Origin of the sequence: Saliphagus sp. GCM10025334 (assembly GCF_042663485.1) — an archaeon.
Taxonomy (GTDB): Archaea; Halobacteriota; Halobacteria; order Halobacteriales; family Natrialbaceae; genus Natronosalvus.
The window spans coordinates 508,171-526,371 of sequence record NZ_JBHTAF010000003.1 but is presented as its reverse complement, the minus strand read 5'-3'; the positions used below and the strand labels follow the sequence as shown (position 1 = coordinate 526,371).

Here is an 18,201-nt window from a genome sequence, read left to right as displayed (position 1 = left end):
TTCCGTTCGGCGGAAGCCAATCGGTTCGTGACGCCACTCGAGGTTGACGTTCCTCAGTAATCGGTGCTCGGTGCTTGGTGATCGGTAACCGGTGCTCGCCAGTACCGACGACTCGAGAGCCGTGCGCTTATCCGCCGTCGACGCTCGGAGCGCTCGAGCTCGGGCCGTGAGCCGCCGCTCAGGTTGCTGGCTATTCGCTGCTCGGTCTCCTTGCTCGCTGTCGCTGCTCGTCGTATCGCCCATACGATTCGTCACCCGGTGTCTCGCTGGACGGTGGCGCGGTTACGACGTGATCTCCTGTCGCTCGTCGTCAGGCGTGACGTGAACGGACGTCGACGTGATGACGACTAACCCGTCGGGGAGGTCGATCGTAATCCGGCCCGCTTCGCGGGGCGTCCCGTCGTGTCTATCGGCGAACAGCGCGTCGAGCGCCTCCGGGTCGACGTACTCGTACAGCTGTGTCGACGAGGAAAGTACCTCTTCGCCTCTGTACATCGCGATTGCGGACGCCGTGGCCACGCTCAGCGGCTCGTCGTCGTCTCGCTCGTACCGGACGTGATGTCGTGCCCCAGTCCCCCGGGACCGAACGGCCCCTGCTGTTCGTTCGTTCATGTCTATCAGGTATACGTCTCCGTGACGCTACTCGAATTGCCAACGACCAGCGCCATATAGCTACCGTCAGACACCACTGCCTGCAATAGTTTGGTAGTGGAGAACGTGGTAAAAAGTGGCACGAAATCAGCGGGTGCGGGCGTCGTCAAGTAGCGCCTCGACTGCACCAATCGTCGGCGCACACCGTGCCCCTTCGACGCTCGCCGCGAGCGCGCCACAGGCGTTCGCGAACTCGAGGATCCGTTCGACGTCGTCGGTCTCGAGGTACGTCGCGAGAAAGCCGGCCGCGAACGCGTCGCCGGCACCCGTCGTGTCGACGGCTTCGATGTCGAATCCGGGATGGTGAACCGATCCTCCAGGCGTGTGGACTTCGGCCCCGTCGCTGCCGTACTTGACGACCAGGATGCGGTCGCTGAAGTCCGACGTGGGGTAGGTCTCCTCGATCATCGCCTCGACCTCCCGGTCGTTGGCGAAGATCACGTCCGCGTGGGCCAGCGCCTCGTCGTAGTCGCGTTCGGCCAGCCGCCGTCCGGGATCGATGCTGACGGTCACGCCGGTGTCGTTGGCGAGACTGGCGAGACGACCGGCCGTATCGGGGCGCTGGCTCGTCAAGTGGACGTGGTCGCCGCGCTCGATGCGATCCGGGTCCAGATCGGACGGCCGAACGGCCTCGTTGACGCCGTCGTTCCCGAGGACGGCCACCTCGCCGTCGTCGTCGACCAGGATGTACTTGACCGCGGTGTCGGCGCCCTCGATAATCCGAACGCCCTCGAGGTCGACGCCCGCGGCCTCGAGTTCGCGCCTGGCGAGGAGGCCGTTGTCGTCGTCGCCGACGCTCCCGACGAGGCCGGCCTCGACCTCGAGGGTGGCGAGCGCGGCGGCGACGTTCGCGGCGCTTCCGCCGCCGGACTGGCGTTGCGAGCGGATGGCGGCCTCGCCGTCGGGTTCGGGGAAGCGGTCGACGCGGAGGGTGACGTCCCAGTTGACGTGGCCGGCGGTAAGTACGGTGACCATTCGACGATGGCGGAGAGACGAGAGCCGGTCAAAAAACGTTGTCGTCTCCTCTCGATGTGCGAGCAGTCGGTGGTTTTTCTCGATACTCGGGTGTTCGTCGGGCTCTTCACACTACTTGAGCCAACCCGACGTCACGACCCCACGCCCACGGTAAACAGGAGGATATTGTGGACGCCGGGTCCGAGACCAACGGCCGCGATCAATCCGAGGACGATCCGGGCCTGTCGCGGCTCCTCGCGGACGTACTCTTCGAACAGCGAGACGATGATCAGCGCGAGGACGATTTTCACGAGGACGAACAGCCAGCCACCGCCGATGTACCCTGCCGTCGGGAGCATTTCACCCACCTCGAGGATGAACGCCGAGGCGGGGACGTCCTCGCTGACGCCGAGAACGTCGTAACCGATTGCCGTCGACACGCCGTCGAGGGCGTGGGCGAAGACGACCAGCGCGCCGGTCACCCCCGTCACGGCCGCGACGTCGGTCCGCCAGAGGCTGAGCGCCACCCAAGCGATGGCGGCGACGACGCCGGTGACGACGACGGTGATCACCGGCCAGAAGGGTTCGAAGGTTCCCATCTGCCAGCCGATCAGGACGGTGAACGTGGCGAAGACGACGGCGAAGCCGGTCCCGACGATGCCGACGAAGCGTTCGATCGATCGTTGCAAACCGGCGGCGTACAGAAAGCTCCCGGCGATCCAGGTCAAGCCGGCGACCGTTGCCGTCGTCACGTACACCGTCGGTGCGCTGAATAGCGCTTCAAGGCTCGCGGGAAACTGCTCGAGTTGGTGCAGGACGTACAGCGTCGACCCCAGCATCATCCACGGGACGAAGGCCATCACCGTCTCGTCGGTCACCGGCGGCGCCAGCACCCACAGGAGCGCCACGGTTCCCAGAAGCACCACCGCCAGCGGCACCACCACGTACCACGGCGGCAAGACGAAACCCTCGGGTACTACCATAGCACTACTGGGACAGACCAGCGTGAAACAATTTCCGGTTATCGACGACGTTCGGCCGTAGCGCGGCCTCAGACCGCCCAGGGATCGGTCGTCGTCTCGCCGAAGAGGTCGCGCATGAGCATCACGATGCTCTCGGGCGGGTACTGCCCGTGCTCGGTGACGATGGCGTCGACGTGGCGGGGCGGGGTCACGTCGAACGCCGGGTTCTCGACGGTGAGGCCCTCGTCGGGTACGTCGCCGTCGGCCGCGACGTCCGCGTAGGCCGTCTCCTCGAGCACTTCCCGTTCGTCTCGCATCTCGATCTCGACGGTGTGACCCGTCATCGTGTCGGGGTGGAGTTTGATCGACTGGGCGGCGACCATCACGGGAACGCCGCGCTCGCGGGCGTTGACGGCCAGGCCGCTGGTCCCGATCTTGTTGATGACGCTGCCGTCGGCAGCGATGCTGTCGGCCCCGACGAGCACGTGGTCGGCCTCGTCGAGGTACCGCCGGGCGGCGTTGTCGACGATCAGCGTGACGGGGACGCCCATCGAGCGCAGTTCGCTCGCGGTGATGTGCCCCTGGAGACGGGGGCGGGTCTCCTTGACGATCGCCTCGATGTGCTTGCCGTCCTCGATGGCTGCCTCGACGCAGGCGAGCGCGTCCGTCGAGTGGCAGTGGGTCATGACGACGTCACCGTCTCGAAGCCGGTTCGCGCCGACTTCACCGAGGGTCTCCTGGGCCTGCTCGAGGTCCTCCCGGAAGGCCTCCGCGCGAGCGACCGTCGACTCGCGCATAGCCTCGACGGTTTCGCCCTCGACACCGCGGAGGACGTACCGCAGGGCGTTCGGCAGGCTCACCGCGGTCGGTCGAGTCTCGTACAGGGCCGAGGCCGCGGCCTCGAGTTCCTCGCGGAACGCTTCCGGCGAGTCCGCCTCGGAGCGCTCGGCCTGGGCGGCGAGGGCGGCCGCCGCGGCGTCGGCGATCGTGGCCGCGCCGCGAACCTCCATGTCGGCGATGTCGGTGGCGGTCTCCTCGACGACGGGGGCGACGTCGGGCGTCTCGTTGCTCATGGGTCGACGTTCGTCGGCCGAGGCCAAAAGTCCGCGGGCGTGGTCGGCCGCTGTCGTCTTAGGCGGACCAAAACCTATATAGGTTTAGGCTCGCCTAACACCTGCTAATGGACGTTCCCGTACAGCGCGACGACGGGCGCTCGTTCGAGCGCTCCGACGACGCGGACGCCGACTGTCTGGTGACCTGTCACGAGACCCGCCCCGGCAAAGCCGTTTTCACCGAGTGGAACAACACCGATGGCTGGATCGCGACCGACCTGACCGTCGACCTCGAGCGCTGAGTCGGCCCCACAGACGGCTCGGTGCTGCCCTCACGTCGACGCCGTCACCGCCGACTCGGAGTCGTTGAGATTCGATCCGCCTGGACCGATTTGTGAATCGCTCCGTCACAGATCCGTATTCCGTCACTCCTCGGTCGTCTGGAACGCCCCAAACGCACACTCCAGGGAGAACATCACGAGTCCCATCGTGAGAACCTGAACGAGGGGAAGGTCGTCGCTCAACAGAAGGCCAACCGTGAGAACGCCGACACCTGCCGACGTACCCAGTAACGCTGCGTACCGCACTCGAGAGAGTCCCTTCGCCCACTCGTCGGTGCGCCTGTAGAGGCGAGTCACGGCGTTCATACTGACGATACGGGTACTCCGGGCAAAATATGTTGTGTAACTGATATTCGTTCTCGACCGATTCACTCGCAGCCATCTCGTTTGCAGTCGTCATTTCTGACCGACGAACCGGCTCCAAGCTGCCGACGGCACGCGCGGTTCGCATACGCGATCGACGGTCCGAAAGCGGAGCCTATTCAGTTCCCCGCCACCGACGCCTCACCGTGATCGCAATCGTCGAGAGCCGCGCCGACCGCGCTTCGAGTCACGTCTGTCGGCACCTCCTCGAACTCGCTGACTGGGAGGAGCGCGTCGATCCGGGCACGCCCGACGCTGCAGGCGGCGGCACCTACTATCGTACCGACGGCGCCGAGTTGCGCTCGTTCGACGCCCTTCACCTCGACCTCGAGCGCCCCGTCGAGGCCTTCGACGCCGACCCCGAACCCGACCTGCTCGTCTTCGCCTCGCGCCACTCCGGGAACACCGGCCCGCTCCTGACGGCCCACTCGACTGGCAACTTCGGCCCCGCGGAGTTCGGCGGCGAACCGGACGCCGTCGCCGAGGCAGCTCCGAACGCCCTCTCCACGATCCTCGAGGCGTTCGACCGCTATGCACCAGACGGGTACGACACCGGCCTCGAGTGCACCCACCACGGGCCGACCGACGTCGGCTGTCCCTCGCTGTTCGCGGAACTTGGGAGCGACGACGCGCAGTGGGACGACCCGGAGGGTGCCCGCGCCGTCGCGAAGGGGATCCTCGAGTTGCGGGGCGTCCCTTTGCACCGTCGACGGACCTTCGTCGGCTTCGGCGGCAACCACTACGTCCCTCGGTTCGAACGGATCGTCCGGGAGACGCCATGGGCCGTCGGCCACGTCGCCGCCGACTGGGCGCTCGAGACGATGGGCGACCCGGCCGACCACCGCGAGGTGATCCAGGCGGCGTTCGCCGGGAGCGACGCCGACCATGCCGTCCTCGACGGCGAGTGGCCTGACCTCGAGGACACGATCGAGGATCTCGGCTACCGCGTCGTGAGCGAAACCTGGCTTCGCGAAGTCGGCGACCGACCCCTGGACCTCGTCGACGCGGTCGAGTCCAGACTGGGAGCCGTCGACGACGGCGTTCGCTTCGGGTCCCGTCGAGCGGACGACTTCGCGGTCGTCGAGCTGCCCACGAAACTGCTCGAGGCCGCGGAAGCCGTCGACGCCGGGGCCGTTCGAACGAGTCTCGAGTCCACCGCGGTCGCGTTCGAGACGCGGAACGGCGGGAGCCGAGTCGGGGGACGAGCCGCCTTCCCCGTTACCTCCGCCGATGGTGAGGGCTCGCTCGAGTCCATCGCTCGCACGGCCGCTGCGGTACTCGAGGACCGCTACGAGACCGTCGACGTCCGCGAGCGAGCAGTGGTCGTCCGCGAGGTCGCCTTCGATCCGGCGCTCGCTCGCGAAGCGGGCGTTCCGGAGGGCCCGAAGTTCGGACGACTGTCCGCGGGTGAGGACGTGACCGTCGACGGGGCGACCGTCCGGGCCGAGGACGTCTCTCGAGAACGGAGCAAATCGTTCCCGTGGAACCGTCTCGAGGGAGAGGAGTAACGATCAGTTACGGGGTTCCTCCGGCCGGTGCGTCAGTGACAACCCGATTATATGTAAGAACGAATTACTATGTCTGACGTCTGACTGACGCATGGGGGAAAGATAATAATACTCCATCTTCTAGAACGGAGCAAGAATGGATTCAATTGTCGAAAATGCCATCGACGAGGCCGAGGAGGACGCCGCCGAGGGCGTCCCCGGGGCCGAGGAACCCCACGAGGGCGGGGCCGACGCTGGCGCGAACTCCGGGACGATGACCGACGACGAACTGCTCGACGTACTCGACGACCTCCAGACGAACATCACGGTCGTCGGCTGTGGCGGTGCGGGCGGCAACACCGTCGATCGGATGAACGAGGAGGGAATCCACGGGGCGAAACTGGTCGCCGCCAACACCGACGTCCAGCACCTCGTCGAAATCGACGCCGACACCAAGATCCTGATGGGCGAGCAGAAGACCTCCGGGCGGGGCGCAGGCTCGCTCCCGCAGGTCGGCGAGGAGGCCGCCCTCGAGAGCCAGCAGGACATCTACGACGCCATCGACGGCGCCGACATGGTGTTCGTCACCGCCGGCCTCGGCGGCGGCACCGGCACCGGCTCCGCCCCCGTGGTCGCGAAGGCGGCCCGCGAGTCCGGCGCACTGACCATTTCGATCGTCACGACGCCCTTCACCGCGGAGGGCGAGGTTCGACGGACCAACGCCGAGGCCGGCCTCGAGCGCCTGCGAGACGTCTCTGATACCGTCATCGTCGTTCCGAACGATCGACTGCTCGACTCGGTCGGTAAACTGCCCGTTCGACAGGCGTTCAAGGTCAGCGACGAGGTCCTGATGCGCTCGGTCAAGGGTATCACCGAACTCATCACCAAACCCGGCCTGGTCAACCTGGACTTCGCCGACGTTCGCACCGTGATGGAGCGCGGCGGCGTCGCCATGATCGGTCTCGGGGAGTCCGATTCCGAGGCGAAAGCCGAAGACTCCGTGAAGACGGCGCTTCGGTCGCCCCTGCTCGACGTCGACATCTCCGGCGCGAACTCTGCGCTCGTAAATGTCACCGGCGGGAACGACATGTCCATCGAGGAGGCCGAAGGCGTCGTCGAGGAGATCTACGACCGGATCGACCCCGACGCCCGCATCATCTGGGGAACCTCGATCGACGAGACCCTCGAGGGCTCGATGCGCACCATGATCGTCGTCACCGGCGTCGAGTCGCCACAGATCTACGGCCGGCCGGACGGCGAGGCCGTCCAGCCCGAGGGCGACGACATCGACTTCGTCGACTGAATCGCTGATTCTCCCACGTTTCGTTCGCGTCCAGCAGTCGATCCAGAATACGACGGTCCAACTCTCTAAGAATCTCGAGCGGAGGTCGAAACCGGGCACTCGCGCTTTTCTGTCGTTTCGTCCCTGCTCTTCGTTCACATCGTGACGTTCTCACTCTTCGCTCACACCGTACGTTCTCACCCCCGTTCACACCGTGAATTCGTCTCACCGAGTGAGTACAATGTCCCTGGGGGCCAACGATCGGTCGATGCAATCACGTGCGAATCGTAGCCTCTCGAGGCGACGACTGCTTCGGACTACGGGCGTCACCGCGGCCCTCGTTCTCGGCGGTTGTCTCGACGACGTACCGATCGGTGACGCAGAAGCCGACGAAGACGGTAGCGCCAACGACGGCGGCGACAGCGACGGAACCGACAGCGGAACTGACTCGAGCGATCGCTCACAGACCGGTGATCCAGACGACGCGTCATGGAATCCCTTCGAGTTCGACCGTCCGATCACCTACACCTACGAGACCTACTCGGCCGACGAGGGAGCGGGAACGCTCGTCTGGGACGTCACCGACGTGACCGACGAGGAGGCCACGGTCACGCTCGAGTACGAGACGACGGACACGCAGTTCGAGACGACCGTCAGCGGGACGAAGGAGGATCTCCAGAGCGACCTGATCCTCACGCCGGCGGGCACGTTCGTCCTCGCGACGCTCTTCTCGCCCACGATGGGTTACTACGAGGGACGCACGCTTTCAGTCGGCGACGAGTGGTCGTACTCCTCGCCGGACGGGTCGATGCGCTTCGCGATCACCGAACGGCGAACGTACGCGGGCGTCGAGTGCTACGCATCCGTCACCGAAGTCGACGGGCGGGCCGTCCACGAGGGCTGTTTCGCACCCGATCTCGGACTGGCGCCGTACACCGTCTACTACGACGAGAACGGCGAGCGCTCCTTCGAGCTGACGCTGGTCTCCGTCGATACGTAGTGTCAGAGGACGGCTCGAGTCTCGAGTCGCTTTTGGAGACTATTCAGACGAGGCGGTCCGCATCTTCCCGATAGCGCTCGAACAACTGTTCCCCCCACTCGTACGCGTCCTCGTTATCGGTGTCGACGAACACCTCGAGGAGTCCCGTCTCGTCGTCGTAGCCCCCGATTCCGACCCGGTCGTCGAACAGCGCGAGACCGAACGGGACCTCCTCGCGGACCCAGAGCGTGAAGTTATCCCGCTCGAACGCGTCGGTCGCGAGATCGGTGTATTCGGTCGCCAAGCGTTCGACGACCGCCTGGTCGTAGACGAGTTCGACCGGCAACCCATCCGCGATGCGGTCGTAGACGTCCTCGACGTAGGTTGGTGAGACAGACGTCGTGTCGATGCCGCGGATCGAGGAGGTGTCCTCGAGCAGGTCGATGAACCGGTTGAGCGGGCGGTACGGGTCGTGGGATTCGACGGTGGTGACGGTCGCGTCGTCGAACCACGCGAAGTCGACCGAATCCGACGGCGCGGCAGTCGTGATCACGTCGTACAGCGGGGCCCGTCGGTGCGTCTCGCTTACCGTCGACCAGTACGTCGCGGCGGCTCGTCCCAGCGCCTCGCCGAATGGGGTTAGCGTGTACCCGTGCGGCGTTCGTTGGATCCAATCCTTCTCGCGGAACGACGCGAGAATGCGGTGGGCGGTGGCCGGCGAAACCTCGAGCGCCGCGGTGAGTTCGGGTTTCTCGAGGGGTTCGTCGGCCAGTACGTCGAACACGTCGTGTCGCCGGATCAGTTCGACGAGCACGTCCTCGGTGTTCGCTTCGGCCGAACGAGTATTCATTAGTAGTGTATCATATTCACGGTATAAAGTCTTTTCAGAGATTGAAATCCGATCAGGGGGTGAGTATAGATAATTCACCTTTCGAACGTATTGTATGCAACGACTGTTGGGGAGAGTGGTAGCAGTACTAGTCGTACTTTTAATTGTCGCCACGGGTCCCGTGGCGCTCACATCGAGTATAGAGGAAATCGACAGTTCGAATCTCGAGACTCGAGATGGGGCAGCCGTTGGACCTGAATACGCTTCGGGGTTCGTCGGTTCGACGAGCCTTGCATCTCTGAGCCAGTCGACAGTACAGGTGTCCGACTGCCGGGTCATCGACACCCCGGGGCACTACACGCTGGAGAACGACATCAACACCAGCGACTCGAGCAACTGTGTCAAGATCACTACTGGTGGCGTTACGTTTGACGGCAACGGTCACGTCATCACGTATACCGGAGGCAACTCCGGTCCTTCGGCCATCAGTGCGAGCAGCGGTTCGAACGTCGTCGTCCAGGACGTTACGATTCGCTACTTCTCTACCGGCGTTCGGTTTTACGACGTCGACAACGGCGAGATATCCGATGTAACCGTCGAACCGGAATCGAGCGATAACTACCCAGGTTCGTACGGAAATGGTATCACCCTGTTATCGGATTCGAACTACAACCTGGTCCAGAACAACGTTATCGACAAGCCTGGTGAATGGGGTGACGCGGGGACCACCGGGAGCGGTATCTACGTCGTGGACTCCCACCATAACGAACTGATCGCCAACGACGTTTACAATCCGTCGGACGTAGGGATTCAACTGGACGGATCCCAGGCGAACAATTTGACAGACAATCAAATCTGGGCTAACCAGTGGGATACCCAGCGAACTGTCCGCTCGGGGATTCGCCTCGATTCGGACAGTAACGAGACGGTTCTTCAGAGGAATTACGTGTACGGTCAGAGTTCGTCTCAGACGCAAGCCCTTCAGGATGGCATCTACGTCGCTTCAGAGCGCAACACGCTCACTGCTAACTACGTTCAAAGTGCACATTACTCCGGAATCGTCGTCTACGGCGACGGGAACGAACTCGATTCGAACACCGCGACAGGAAACGTCGAGCACGGGTTTGAGATCAAGAGCGGCGACATCGAGTTGATGAACAATGTCGCTACCGGAAACAGCCTATCGGGGATCTACATCGATGGAACCACGTTCGGGACGGTACTGAACAATACGGCGTCCGGCAACAGCAACTGGGACGTAACACTCGTGGACACGGCAGGACTCGACGCCGACAACACCGCACTCTCGAGTGGCGGCCCCGGCGTCACTGTCAGCGCCATTGACGCTTCGATTAAAGGCGTCGGTTCGAAACCCGTTCCCGATGGCATGGATCACGTGGGTCAGTTCGTTGAGGTCGACGGATCGCCGAGTCTCGAGATTTCGTACACCGATGCGGCGGCCACTGGCGTCGACGAGGACAACCTCTCGCTGTGGTACTACGACGACAGTTCGTGGTCGCACTCGGGAGGCAGCGTCGATACGGCGGCAAACGTTGTCTCTGGGACCACCACCTCCGGCATCTACGCGCCACTGTCAAACGATACGCTGGCGCCGACCATCTCGAATTTTGAGGCGACCAGCCCCGCCGACGGCGAGCTCCATGTGTCGTTCGATTCGACCGAATCCCTGGACGCGCTCGAGGTAACGATTTCGAACGAGTCCGGGACGGCCGAGACGCTCGCATTCGGCGACTTCACCGAAACGGAGTACAATAATTTCACCTACACCGCCGACCGCTCGATCGAACCGGGCGCGTACAACGTCACGCTCGAGAGCGCTGCTGACGCGGCAGGTAACGACGGCGCGAACGGCCACACGGACGACGCGTTCGTCACCGGACCGCTCGAGATTCCAGCGGTTCAGGCGATAGGCGAACGCGGGACCGACATCGTCAACGACGGCGACGCGGTCGAGGTGCGCGCGACCGTGGTTGGCTACGGAATTGAGTCGGTGACGGTCGACGCCTCGGTTCTGGGTGCGGGCTCGGTGAAATTGACAGATTCCAACGATGACGGCGTCTACAACGGGTCGTTCACGGTCGACGCGTACTCCCTTGGCGACGGTCGAAAATGGATCGACGTTACGGCGATCGACGGAAGCGGAAAAACGGTCTCGAACGACTCGGCCTGGCTCGACCTCGACACGTCGAACCCGTCCATTGAAAACTCCTACGCCGTCGATAACGGGGATGGTGATGACGTTGTCAGCCACGGAGACGAGGTAAAAGTCGTCGTGGCACTGTCGGACTTCTCGGGACTCGAGACCGTCGTGGCATCTCCAAACGACCTCGGTGCGAAACCGACCACGCTCGAAGAGATTGACGAGGGATTTTACGACACGTTCGAGGGGATGTTTACGGTCGACGCCGCGAACGCGACCTACGACGGTACGAAGAGAATCTCGATTCAGGCGGCCGATCGTGCAGGGAACCACGTGTGGTTCACGGTTCCTATCATCCTCGATACGAGTGACGTCGATCCGCCAACGCTGGTCGGCGCTACGGCGACGAACCTCGACGGGACGAACAACTCAGTCGGCGACGGCGACCGGATCAATGTCTCTGTGAACGCGACCGACGCGCTCGGCGTGGACGCCGTTACTGCGGACGCGTCGGACTTTGGCGCCGGAGATGTTACACTCGTTGATTCCGACGGCGACAACGTCTACGAAGCGACGTTCACCGTCGATACCCAGAATGCGTCACCGGACGGTACATACGGGATCGACATCCAAGCGACCGATATGCGAGGCAAACGGTCGACCGTGACGACGAACGAACTCACGCTCGAGACGCCGCGCGACCTCGCGGCACCAGTGATAACGGGAGTCACGGTATCCGATCCGTTCGACGACCAGATCATCACCGACGGTGATACGGTCACGGTTCGTGCGACCGTCACCGACGACAAGACCGGCGTCTCGCTCGTTCAACTCAACGCGTCGGCCTTCGGAGCAGGAACGGTCGAACTCGAGAACGTGACGGATGGCGATGTCTACGAGGGAACGTTCACCGTCGACACCGCACAGGCTGCGTCCGACGGATACCAATCATTGCCTATCCACGCGGAGGACGGGGACGGAAACGCCGCCACCGAGTGGCTCTCGCTCGAGTTGGACCGGTCGATTGCCTCCGACGTGACGCCGCCGACGATCAACGAGTTCGACGTGACCGTCGGGAGCGGTGACTCCGTATTCGTTACGGTCAACGCTAGCGAACGACTGACCGTTCTTGACGTGGCAATACGAAACGAGTCCGGAACGATCGTCAGCCGGTTGACCGAAATCGGCGTCGACTTCGACAGCGGGTCGTACGGCAACTCGTATCGCTACTTCGGCCACTACCCAGATCCGGCGGACGGAACGTACGAGGTGACCCTCGAGAGCGCCGTGGACCTCGCAGGCAACGAGGGTGCCAACAGCGAGACGGGAACGGTAATTATCGATTCGTCCGACGACGGGGACGGCGGGACTGGTGACGACGATACGAACGATACACTCACTGTCACCGGCCAGTTGACCGAGTCTGACGGGACGACTCCCGCCGCCGGTGATTGGATCCTGCTCGTCGACGAAGAAACGCTCCAGCCTGTGAGCGACACAATCTCCGACGGAACCGGTTCGTTCTCACTCACGGCGCCGAAGGGGCCGACCTACTGGGCCATCTACATTCAGATGAACGAATCGGGTTCGCTAGGGCCGGTCGACGGCTCGCCGGACCTCTTCACGGTTGAGTCTGTCGACGATAACGCGACTATCACGCGAACGCTCCCGGCAGCCTACGAAACGAGCCTGACAGCGATCAGGAGCGATACCGGCGACCCGGTCTCGAACGCCACCGCATCCATGGGTCACGAGGAAGCCTCGCTCCTGGGGCTTTTCTCCGGACTGACTGACGAGGAGGGACAGTTCGCCGTCGGAACTGGCTCGCAACCCGACCGCGGATTCGAGGTCGGCGGCACGCTCCACGTGCGCGTCGAGCCTCCCTTGGGAACCAACCTCGAGACGAACGTGACGTCGTTCGACGTTACGGGCCCGACGGACGCGGTCGTGGTCCTCAATGCGATCGACAGCGGCGAACCGCAACCGGACATCACCGTCGTTCCGCCGACTCTCGACTTCGGCACCCAGACAGTTGGTGACAACGAGCTGCGAACCGTGACGGTCGAAAACGAGGGGAACGCGACGCTCTCGGTCACCGATATCGGCCTAGCTGGCGCCACCCGTCACTTCGACGTCGTCAGTCCCGTGTCGTTCACTCTCGCGCCGGGCGACTCCAGGGACGTGACCGTCGCGTTCGAGCCTACCTCAAGCGGAACGAAGACGGCGACGTTCGAGATCTCGAGCGATGACCCCGGCGAGCCGACGGTCACGGTCGCATTGGCGGGGAGCGGTTTCAGTCCGAGTACACCCGACCCGATTGAAGGCTCGAACGATGCGCCGGTCGCGGCCGACGACGCCTACACTGTCGTCGAGGGGCAGACACTGTCGGTGAGCGCACCCGGGGTTCTCGAGAATGCTCATGACCCCGATGGCGACGAGCTGGACGTGACGATCGTCGAGCAGACGCAGAACGGGACGCTGAACGTGGACGCCGACGGGTCGTTCACGTACGCGCCGGACGATGGGTTCGTCGGCATGGATTCGTTCGACTATGAGATCAAAGACGAATACGGCGATCCCTCTGAAACGGCGACGGCGACCATCGAGGTGACCCTCGCCGGATCCGGTGACGACGGTGCGGACGATGAGACGAACGACGATTCCGAGAGCGATACGGATACCGGGAGCGACACGGACACCGAAAGTGATGCGGACACTGACAGTTCGGATCCACCGGACGGTGACGGTCCCGACGATGGGACCGACGACACCAACTCCGACCAGAATCATAGCGGCACTGACGACCCGGAAAACGGAACCGGTGCCAACGACGATTCCCAATCTAATGAAGACGACGATTCAACCGATGATGCCGACACGGTTCCCGGCTTCGGCGCCACTGGGGCACTCATCGCGGTGATCGCAACGCTCGCTCTCGTCGGTGCGAACCGCCGCACCGGACGAAACGAACCTCGTCGGTAATTGGAACCGACGGATCCACCGGGCGTGGATTCGGGATCGGACGTCGATCTCATTGACCTGATTGACCACCTATTCTCCACTCGTTCTACACTGGGTATCGAGATCGGATCGAGCGAATAGCCGCGAGCGCGAGTGCTGTATCGAATGGCCGTCACAAAGCGGAAGGCACTCTCAAAAACCTGTTTCTCGAAGACTACACGCTCCTTCAATCGTCCGCCGGGGCCGTATCGCTCGAGCCACCGGTTTCGAGATCGGCCTCGATGCTCGGCGGGTACTTCCCGCGCTCGAGTCGCAGATCCGACTGGGGTCGAGCCATGCAGGTCAACGCGTAGTTCTCGGCCTCCTCCTCGGTCAACCCACGGGCTGCCGGCTGGGTGACTTCGCCCTCGAGAATCTCTGCCGAGCACGCCAGACACATCCCGACCCGACAGGAGTACTCCTGGGCGATTCCTTCCTCGAGACAGCGGCTGAGAATCGTCTGCGTGTCGGAGCAGGTGATCGTCTCGCCCGTGCCGACGAATTCGACGGTGTACTCGGTCATACTGGACGGTACGAAAGACCGTACTAAAACTCTTTATCCCTCTCTGTCGTCTTCGCCCCGACAGAATCGGGGACGGCGACACTCTGGAGCGGTCGCCGACGCACAAAAAACGTTTTCTTACCCCAGTGTGGAGAGTCGAGTTATGAGCAGCATGGAGCAGTCGGCCGCGACGACGGGCCAGCGCGAGCAGTCACCAGACGTCGTCGTCGTCGGCGCCGGCACGGCAGGGTGTTACGCCGCCGCGACCGTCGCGAAGGCGGGCTACGAGGTCGTCGTCCTCGAGCGAAAGTCCGAGGAACAGGCTGGACACATCGCCTGCGGCGACGCGCTGAAGGGCGCGGACGCGTTCCCAGAGGCGATTCCCAAGTCCCGCCTCGAGCCGGCGTTCACCAACACCGACGTCACCCACGGCCGCTTCGAGATTCCACAAGAGGACACCGTCCTCGAGATTCCGGTCCCCGGCGAACTGGCTGTCGTCGATCGCTGGGAGTACGGCCGCCGGATCATCGAGGGGGCGAAGCACGCAGGCGCGACGTTCCACTATAACACCGTCGTCCAGGACGTGATCCAGGCGGACGACGGGCGGGTCACGGGCGTCCGGGCGATGTCCCGCGGCGATCCCTACACGTACGAGGCCGACATCGTGATCGACGGCGCCGGGTCGCTCTCGCTCCTCCAGGACAAGGTCGACTTCTCGGACTCGACGTTCGACACCAACGTCACCTACTCGCAGTTCTGTTCGGCCTACCGGGAGATCGTCCACGTCGAGGAGCCAGTCGAGTGGAGCGACGCTCTCGTCTTCAAGCCGACCGAGCGCGCCGCGGGCTACCTCTGGTACTTCCCCCGAACGGACACCGAGATCAACGCCGGCCTGGGCTTCCAGATGACCGAACAACCGATGAAACTCGTCGAGGACCTCAAGCGTGACCTCCGGGACCGACCGGAGTTCGCTGGGGCTCGCGTCGAGGACAAACTCGGCGCCGCGCTCCCCACCCGACGTCCCTACGACTCCGCGGTGCACCCCGGCTTTATGGCCGTAGGCGACGCCGCTGGCCACGTCAACCCCACGACCGGCGGCGGCATCGCGGGCGCCGCCTACGCCGGGAAGTACGCCGGCGAGCAGGCCGTCGAGGCGATCGAGGACGGCGACGTCAGCGAGCACGCCCTCTGGGCGTACAACGAGCGCGTGATGGACCACTACGGCGCCCGCTACGCCGCTCTCGACGTCTACAATATCCTCTCGACGGCCGTCGACGTCGACGACCTCATGGGCCTGCTCGCGGCCATGCCCGGCGACAAGCTCGCCGAGGCGCTCTACTCGGGGAGTACGGACATCGGCATGAAGCTCAAACTCGAGGCGTTGGTCAAGAGCCGCGGCCACTGGGGGACGATCCTGAACCTCTACCGGACGAAGCGCCGGGCCGACGAGGTGCTCGAGCAGTACGAGGGGTATCCCTCGAGACCCGACGCGCTCCCGAACTGGCAGCGCCAGCGCGACGACCTGATGGAGACGGTGTACGAGACGACGGGTGCGGATCCCAAGTACTAACACCGACCTTTTGCGCTGCGGTCTTGCGCGTTCGCGACAGTCTTGCTGTCGCGAACGCGCTGTCCCTCGGCAAAAGCTCGACCAAAAGCACTCCTCCTTCCCCTACGGGTCAGTCGTCAGCCCGCTCGCTCACTGCGCTCGCTCGCGGTGAGTGTCGGTGTGGCGCCTGCCCTTCCCCGAAAAGCGCGTCTCTCGCCGTCGCTCGAGCGACGGCGAGAGACGCGCTTCCGGCCACCAGTACTGAGTCCGGTCGCCTCGAGTGATGAGGCGCAGGTGTGGGTTGGGTGCGTCTCAAATGAACCCGAGCAGGTCGAGGAGTTTGTCGAGATACCAGCCGTAGCGATCGTCGTCATCTTCGTCGACGTCGTCCTCGCTCTCGACCCCGTTCTGTCCCTCACCTTTTGTCATCGACTGATAATCTCACGCCCGAATAGAATAGTCTGTGGGCGTACGGACGGTGTCGAGACCACGCGTGTAACGCGTTTGGAGACTCGCTGGGGCTCGAGGGACAGGGAAGCCGTTCAATCGGCGACTCGGGTGGCCGGAGGATTCACACACCGTCAGTAACCGACTCCGTCGTCGTCATCGTCGCCATCTGAGTCATCCGTATCATCCGAATTATTGTCGTCCCCCAAGCCATCACCATTGTCCGGCCGCATCGGCGTTCCGTCGGGCGCGAGCACCCACCAGACGTCGTTGACACCCTGGCCGTTCGCATCGCCCGGTTCCTCGTCAGAGGCGAAGTAATACAGCGGCCAGCCGTCGGCGGCCACCTGCATCGTCCCGTCGTCGCGTTCGAACGTGGTCAGCGTCGCGGAGACGCCGTCGCCGGCGGTGGGTTCCCCGTCCCCTTCGACCGTCAGCGGCGGCCACGCCTCGGCACAGCCGTCGTAACAGGTGCTCGCCATCTCGTCCTGCGTATCCTGGTCGAAGTTGTACAGCGTCAGCCCCTCCGGGCCGACGAGGATGTCGCCGTGGTCGGGATGGGACCGAACTCGAACCGTCGTGTCGGATTCGCCTTCGTCGTCGGTCTCGTTTTCGTTCTCGTTCCCACTTTCGCTATCGTCGTCACCCGACTCGTCGCTATCGTCCGTCTGCGCCCCGCCGTCCGTCGAATCTTCGCTCCCGCCGTCCGATTCCTCGTCGCCGAGACAGCCAGCGATAGCGACGCTCGAGCCGACCGCGAGCAGGACCGTTCGTCGTGGTATTCCCATACCACAACCGTCACCAATAGTGTAGATGAGGATTTTCCGAACTCCATCCAAAATTCGTCCCCAATCGCCCAGTTACCCGGTCATTCAATCACGCCCTCGTACCCTCGCGCCCAACCGTCCCGTCACGACCACGTGATGCGAACGAGGAACGCCAGGGCGAGCGTCTCGAGGCCACAGAGGAGCACCATCCCGACCTGGACGTCCGTTCCCGCGTTGACGAACCATCCGATGTACCCCTCGTGGAGGCGGTAGAAGTACAGCCAGACCCCGTTCTGGACGAGGAGCAACGACGCGAACACGAGCAACCCGAGGGTGTGACTCGCGCCGTGTCGCCGGTAGCCCTGCACCCAGACCCAGCCCAGAGCCGCCAGTAGCACGACGTTCACCGCCGCGGCGACCCAGGCGATCGTGAACAGGGCGCTCATCTATCCCCACCTTTCCAGTCGACGGTTATCCGTGTTGTCCAAAATTGATCCATGATTACGATTACCTCGCCTCCGAGTCCGGATCGACCGCCTCGAGAACGGTTTCGACGGTGTCCCAGTTCGACCGCAGCTGCTCGGTGAACAGGTAGACGGCCGCGTAGTCGTCGTCGGTTCGGCGGACGACGTTGTTCTCCATCAGGACGTCCAGGTGATGGCGAATCGTCGTGTAGTCGAACTCGAGGTCGGTCGCGAGCTGGTTGGCGTTCCGCGGCCGCTCGTCGAGTGCCCTGAGGATCCTGACGCGTGTCGGACCCCCGCGAGAACTGGCGAGGACGTACCACAGAACGTCTTCCATCTGCCTTCCGTTCTCACAGGAGGATTGTAAAGTCGCTGGTCGCTGGAGTCCTCGCCTCGACTCCACTGATCGGC

Annotated in this window: 16 protein-coding genes; 6 read left to right on the top strand and 10 right to left on the bottom strand. The window is 63.7% G+C overall.

Annotated elements, in window-relative coordinates; genetic code table 11:
- Positions 1-282: 282 nt before the first annotated feature.
- From ACFQO4_RS14825 to ACFQO4_RS14810, 4 genes are all read right to left on the bottom strand, one after another.
- Complete coding sequence (locus tag ACFQO4_RS14825; protein ID WP_500261647.1) at positions 283-612, bottom strand: HalOD1 output domain-containing protein; 330 nt, start codon at positions 610-612, stop codon at positions 283-285.
- 126 nt (positions 613-738) lie between these two features.
- Positions 739-1,626, bottom strand: coding sequence for an ATP-dependent ribose-1-phosphate kinase (locus tag ACFQO4_RS14820; RefSeq protein WP_500261646.1), 888 nt, complete (start codon positions 1,624-1,626; stop codon positions 739-741).
- Between the two features lie 131 nt (positions 1,627-1,757).
- Positions 1,758-2,588: a DUF63 family protein gene (locus ACFQO4_RS14815; protein ID WP_500261645.1), complete on the bottom strand. Its 831-nt coding sequence runs from the start codon at positions 2,586-2,588 to the stop codon at positions 1,758-1,760.
- A gap of 68 nt (positions 2,589-2,656) precedes the next feature.
- Positions 2,657-3,640 (bottom strand): ribose 1,5-bisphosphate isomerase, encoded by a 984-nt coding sequence (locus tag ACFQO4_RS14810; RefSeq protein ID WP_500261644.1) that lies wholly within the window; start codon positions 3,638-3,640, stop codon positions 2,657-2,659.
- Between the two features lie 107 nt (positions 3,641-3,747).
- On the opposite strand from ACFQO4_RS14810, the gene ACFQO4_RS14805 reads away from it, so the two are divergent.
- A complete protein-coding gene (locus ACFQO4_RS14805; RefSeq protein ID WP_500261643.1) occupies positions 3,748-3,921 on the top strand; it encodes a hypothetical protein in 174 nt (57 codons plus the stop codon).
- 123 nt (positions 3,922-4,044) lie between these two features.
- Here ACFQO4_RS14805 and ACFQO4_RS14800 read toward each other — a convergent pair whose 3' ends face one another.
- A complete protein-coding gene (locus ACFQO4_RS14800; protein ID WP_500261642.1) occupies positions 4,045-4,266 on the bottom strand; it encodes a hypothetical protein in 222 nt (73 codons plus the stop codon).
- A gap of 203 nt (positions 4,267-4,469) precedes the next feature.
- Between ACFQO4_RS14800 and ACFQO4_RS14795 the strand changes: the two genes are divergently transcribed.
- The 3 genes from ACFQO4_RS14795 to ACFQO4_RS14785 all read left to right on the top strand — a co-directional run bounded on the left by ACFQO4_RS14795 (position 4,470) and on the right by ACFQO4_RS14785 (position 8,092).
- On the top strand, positions 4,470-5,831 hold the full coding sequence (locus tag ACFQO4_RS14795; RefSeq protein ID WP_500261641.1) for a D-aminoacyl-tRNA deacylase: 1,362 nt from the start codon (positions 4,470-4,472) through the stop codon (positions 5,829-5,831).
- Between the two features lie 136 nt (positions 5,832-5,967).
- Positions 5,968-7,113 carry a cell division protein FtsZ gene (gene ftsZ / locus ACFQO4_RS14790; protein ID WP_500195608.1) on the top strand — a complete coding sequence of 382 codons (1,146 nt, stop codon included), beginning with the start codon at positions 5,968-5,970 and terminating at the stop codon, positions 7,111-7,113.
- Positions 7,114-7,360: 247 nt separating this feature from the next.
- Positions 7,361-8,092 carry a hypothetical protein gene (locus ACFQO4_RS14785; protein WP_500261640.1) on the top strand — a complete coding sequence of 244 codons (732 nt, stop codon included), beginning with the start codon at positions 7,361-7,363 and terminating at the stop codon, positions 8,090-8,092.
- A gap of 43 nt (positions 8,093-8,135) precedes the next feature.
- Here ACFQO4_RS14785 and ACFQO4_RS14780 read toward each other — a convergent pair whose 3' ends face one another.
- Positions 8,136-8,921, bottom strand: coding sequence for a helix-turn-helix transcriptional regulator (locus ACFQO4_RS14780; protein ID WP_500261639.1), 786 nt, complete (start codon positions 8,919-8,921; stop codon positions 8,136-8,138).
- A 298-nt stretch (positions 8,922-9,219) separates the two neighbouring features.
- On the opposite strand from ACFQO4_RS14780, the gene ACFQO4_RS14775 reads away from it, so the two are divergent.
- Positions 9,220-14,043 carry a cadherin-like domain-containing protein gene (locus tag ACFQO4_RS14775; protein ID WP_500261638.1) on the top strand — a complete coding sequence of 1,608 codons (4,824 nt, stop codon included), beginning with the start codon at positions 9,220-9,222 and terminating at the stop codon, positions 14,041-14,043.
- A gap of 205 nt (positions 14,044-14,248) precedes the next feature.
- On the opposite strand, the gene ACFQO4_RS14770 is transcribed toward ACFQO4_RS14775, so the two are convergent.
- Positions 14,249-14,584, bottom strand: a complete 336-nt coding sequence (locus tag ACFQO4_RS14770; protein WP_312909359.1) for a 2Fe-2S iron-sulfur cluster-binding protein — start codon at positions 14,582-14,584, stop codon at positions 14,249-14,251.
- Between the two features lie 142 nt (positions 14,585-14,726).
- Between ACFQO4_RS14770 and ACFQO4_RS14765 the strand changes: the two genes are divergently transcribed.
- Positions 14,727-16,133, top strand: coding sequence for a geranylgeranyl reductase family protein (locus tag ACFQO4_RS14765; RefSeq protein ID WP_500261637.1), 1,407 nt, complete (start codon positions 14,727-14,729; stop codon positions 16,131-16,133).
- A gap of 560 nt (positions 16,134-16,693) precedes the next feature.
- On the opposite strand, the gene ACFQO4_RS14760 is transcribed toward ACFQO4_RS14765, so the two are convergent.
- From ACFQO4_RS14760 to ACFQO4_RS14750, 3 genes are all read right to left on the bottom strand, one after another.
- A complete protein-coding gene (locus ACFQO4_RS14760; protein WP_500261636.1) occupies positions 16,694-17,347 on the bottom strand; it encodes a COG4315 family predicted lipoprotein in 654 nt (217 codons plus the stop codon).
- Between the two features lie 122 nt (positions 17,348-17,469).
- Positions 17,470-17,772 carry a DUF8036 family membrane protein gene (locus ACFQO4_RS14755; protein WP_500261635.1) on the bottom strand — a complete coding sequence of 101 codons (303 nt, stop codon included), beginning with the start codon at positions 17,770-17,772 and terminating at the stop codon, positions 17,470-17,472.
- Between the two features lie 61 nt (positions 17,773-17,833).
- On the bottom strand, positions 17,834-18,127 hold the full coding sequence (locus ACFQO4_RS14750; protein ID WP_500261634.1) for a winged helix-turn-helix domain-containing protein: 294 nt from the start codon (positions 18,125-18,127) through the stop codon (positions 17,834-17,836).
- Positions 18,128-18,201 lie beyond the last annotated feature (74 nt).

Bases quoted from the DNA above. Each gene is read 5' to 3' on its own strand.
- ACFQO4_RS14825 (WP_500261647.1), bottom strand. From the start codon at position 612: ATGAACGAACGAACAGCAGGGGCCGTTCGGTCCCGGGGGACTGGGGCA.
- ACFQO4_RS14820 (WP_500261646.1), bottom strand. From the start codon at position 1,626: ATGGTCACCGTACTTACCGCCGGCCACGTCAACTGGGACGTCACCCTC.
- ACFQO4_RS14815 (WP_500261645.1), bottom strand. From the start codon at position 2,588: ATGGTAGTACCCGAGGGTTTCGTCTTGCCGCCGTGGTACGTGGTGGTG.
- ACFQO4_RS14810 (WP_500261644.1), bottom strand. From the start codon at position 3,640: ATGAGCAACGAGACGCCCGACGTCGCCCCCGTCGTCGAGGAGACCGCC.
- ACFQO4_RS14805 (WP_500261643.1), top strand. From the start codon at position 3,748: ATGGACGTTCCCGTACAGCGCGACGACGGGCGCTCGTTCGAGCGCTCC.
- ACFQO4_RS14800 (WP_500261642.1), bottom strand. From the start codon at position 4,266: ATGAACGCCGTGACTCGCCTCTACAGGCGCACCGACGAGTGGGCGAAG.
- ftsZ (WP_500195608.1), top strand. From the start codon at position 5,968: ATGGATTCAATTGTCGAAAATGCCATCGACGAGGCCGAGGAGGACGCC.
- ACFQO4_RS14785 (WP_500261640.1), top strand. From the start codon at position 7,361: ATGCAATCACGTGCGAATCGTAGCCTCTCGAGGCGACGACTGCTTCGG.
- ACFQO4_RS14780 (WP_500261639.1), bottom strand. From the start codon at position 8,921: ATGAATACTCGTTCGGCCGAAGCGAACACCGAGGACGTGCTCGTCGAA.
- ACFQO4_RS14770 (WP_312909359.1), bottom strand. From the start codon at position 14,584: ATGACCGAGTACACCGTCGAATTCGTCGGCACGGGCGAGACGATCACC.
- ACFQO4_RS14765 (WP_500261637.1), top strand. From the start codon at position 14,727: ATGAGCAGCATGGAGCAGTCGGCCGCGACGACGGGCCAGCGCGAGCAG.
- ACFQO4_RS14760 (WP_500261636.1), bottom strand. From the start codon at position 17,347: ATGGGAATACCACGACGAACGGTCCTGCTCGCGGTCGGCTCGAGCGTC.
- ACFQO4_RS14755 (WP_500261635.1), bottom strand. From the start codon at position 17,772: ATGAGCGCCCTGTTCACGATCGCCTGGGTCGCCGCGGCGGTGAACGTC.
- ACFQO4_RS14750 (WP_500261634.1), bottom strand. From the start codon at position 18,127: ATGGAAGACGTTCTGTGGTACGTCCTCGCCAGTTCTCGCGGGGGTCCG.